This window comes from Pseudoalteromonas sp. T1lg23B (assembly GCF_002964665.1).
Taxonomy (GTDB): domain Bacteria; phylum Pseudomonadota; class Gammaproteobacteria; order Enterobacterales; family Alteromonadaceae; genus Pseudoalteromonas.
The window spans coordinates 1-3,145 of record NZ_PQBZ01000023.1; the positions used below are offsets into that span (position 1 = coordinate 1).

General features: G+C 53.6%; 1 protein-coding gene. It reads left to right on the forward strand.

Going from position 1 to position 3,145, the window contains the following annotated elements; genetic code table 11:
• Positions 1-3,145, forward strand: a 3,145-nt coding sequence (locus tag C2M32_RS06550; protein WP_199886126.1) for a conjugal transfer protein TraG N-terminal domain-containing protein, incomplete at both ends; no start/stop codon positions are given.

A 3,145-nucleotide genomic window follows, 5' to 3' on the forward strand; every position in this document is an offset into this window, starting at 1 on the left:
AGAATTTGAGTTAGCGCTACAGCGTAACGTGGAGGTGCTCAACAAAATCAACCTCACCTCGGTGGTCAGTGCGATGCAGTTGATGACCAGCGATTGGGGACTCAATGGTATCGAGTTGGCCAAGGCACAGTTCTTATTATCTGAATTGTATTATTCATGCTCTCAACAGCAAGAGACGTTAGCTGCACTTTGTGCTCATAACGGCTCATTACAGGCGAATGCGTTTGCAAATAGACAGGCGGCTTCGGCCTCAGGAATGACACTGAACCAAGAGACCTTGCCACTGATCATCAATGCGGTGGAAGTGTTCACCTACTTTATTACCACCTTGATCCCATTTATCTTGTTGATATCTGGGGGCTACATGATAAAGATCCTGAGCAGTTGGCTGATGCTGTTGGCGTGGGCGAATTTATTGCCGATCACCTCGGTGATCAGCCGATTGTATGTGGAGCATTATACGGGGTTTGCAGAGCAATGTACGGCACTGGGTGGACAATGTACCTTTTTGGGCACGATAGGGTCGATAGACACGAGTTATACCACGGTGGAGACGGCGTTAGGTATGGCGGGCACGCTCTCGGCGATAATTCCGACGTTGACGTTTTTCTTGTTATCGGGGTCGGCCTATGCGGCGATGGGGGCATTCGGAGGCTTGGCACAAAGAAATGGTGCGGGAGCAGCGGGTGGTGGCTCAGGTTCAGACTTTTCAGGCGCAGCGGGCTCAGGCTCGGGAAGTTCGGGCTCGGGCGGAGGTTCGGGTGGTGCGTCAGGAGGGGGAAGTTCCTCGCAGGGCAACAGTGTTAAGGTCGGGCACAGTGGTGCAGGCAGTACGGCGATGATGGCGATGTCCAGCAACTCAGGAGGCAGTAGTATAAGCAGTTTTGGTGGTGCAGGGGTGAGTAGCCCGAGTTTTAGCTCCGGTGGGTCGAGCTTTAATTCGGGAATGAGCAGTGGTGTCAATGGCGCATCATCCTCATCGGGCGGTGCTGGGATCGCTAATCGTCGCGAAGTTTCAGGTAGCGAAGGTGGTAGCGTCACCATGACGCAGGCGACCGGTAATTCAGTATTGGGGGCGGTGTCGCCCAGCTCAAAGGCCCAAGGCTCTGTGATGCACCAAACTGAAAGCGGACAATCCATCGAGAAATTATCACAGCAAGGGTTAGGCTTACAAAGTATTAGCACCGAGTCGCTGCTACAGAATGCGCGACAAAGTGCTGAGCGTTTGTCCGGTATCGGACATGCCAGTGTTGAACATCAGCATAATGCCCATAGTGGCGCGAATAACCACGCGGTGACATTGGCCAACCTTGCCAGTCGAGGAGCCGGTTCATCTGATCAAGAGGCGTTGTCAACCAATGCTCAGTTGGGAAGTGCGACAGCGGCTCACGCTGCGGCAGGTGCTTCATCTGAAAGTCATAATGGCACCGCTAGCAAAGGCCATAATGGTGGCAATGCAAACAACAGTGCGATGGCACACAAAGCGAGCAGCAGCGCGGTTAATACGCGTACGGCTGCGGCGCAAAGTGCATCGTCGGCACCCGCTGTGGTATTTAATGGCAATGAACTGCTGGGCTCTGATGCGATTGTGCAAGCGGCGGCACAAAGTGGTTTTATGTTCACCGCTGGAAATATGATCAATGAGGCGGCGCAGTTTATTCCTTCAGAGCAGGGGCGAGCGCAGTTTAAAGAGGGATTTGCGCAGCAGATCCAGGCAGATCCTCAACAATGGCGTCAGCAAAGCGCATCCGAGAAGCAAGCAACCGCTGAACGTTATATCCAGGATCAAGCGGCTCAGCATGGCTCTACATTGGCTCAGCAATTTGAACAGCGTCAATCTGAGCTAGGCGCACAGTTCGCGAATCGAGTATCCGATCTTGCTCAAAACATGGACATTAACAGTGCGCAACGACAGGCCTCGACGGAAATGCTGATGGACAGATTAGCCGAGCAAGGTGCTGTGCTGAGCCAAAATAGCATCTCGACCAGTGGTGCTGCAATGCAAGACTACGCAGACCTTGCTGGTGTTTACCAAGGTGCGATGACGGATGGACAAGATAAATATCAGTCCATGATCGATCATGTTCAGGCACAGGCTAATGATGCATTTGCAGCGCAAGCCCAATCGGGCAGTGCGTCATCAGCAGGGCCGGAGAATGGAGCAGCACAACACTCAGTGTCTGAGCAAGCTTATCATGAAGATGGTATTTATGACCGAGAGGGTAATTTTGTACCCGCTGATGAGTTGTATGCTTCTACGGCACCGATTGATGACTTTATGCGTTATGGCACAGAAGGTAAGGACGCTTACGAAGCAAGAAAGAGAGCCGAGCGAGGCGCGCCTGTTCAGGGGGGAAGTGACAGCGGGGTTGCAGCATCTGGGGGGGCGAGGTCACAAGCAACTGGCAGTACCAGTGAAGCAAGTCGCTCAGCAGGCGGGGTTTCACAGCTTAGCGGTCACAAACAAGGAAGCTCAGGTGTTGCTTATCAATCATTCGCAAGTAATCGTGCTGATCAGGGGGCCAATACAATGGCCACTCTTGAGAATGCTAATGGGGCAGTAGAAACAGACAGTCAGCTTCAAAAAGGCTCGCAGCACAATGCCATAGCAGCGCAAGGTGCAAGCACTTCTAACGGAGTGCGGGGGGCAGCGGGAGCGGATGCATTAACCTCGTCATCGGGAAGTTCGATGGCAGGCGCGGGTGTGGCTGGCAGTGCAAGTCAAAATATGCACAGTGGCTCGCAGAGTTTAGCGGGAGCGGATGCATTAACCTCGTCATCGGGAAGTTCGATGGCAGGCGCGGGTGTGGCTGGCAGTGCAAGTCAAAATATGCACAGTGGCTCGCAGAGCTTAGCGGGAGCGGGTGCATTAGCCTCGTCATCGGGAAGTTCGATGTCAGACGCGGGTGTGGCTGGCAGCGCAAGTCAAAATATGCACAGTGGCTCGCAGAGCTTAGCGGGAGCGGATGCATTAACCTCGTCATCGAGAAGTTCGATGTCAGACGCGGGTGTGGCTGGCAGCGCAAGTCAAAATATGCACAGTGGCTCGCAGAGCTTAGCGGGAGCGGATGCATTAACCTCGTCATCGGGAAGTTCGATGGCAGGCGCGGGTGTGGCTGGCAGTGCAAGTCAAAATATGCACAGT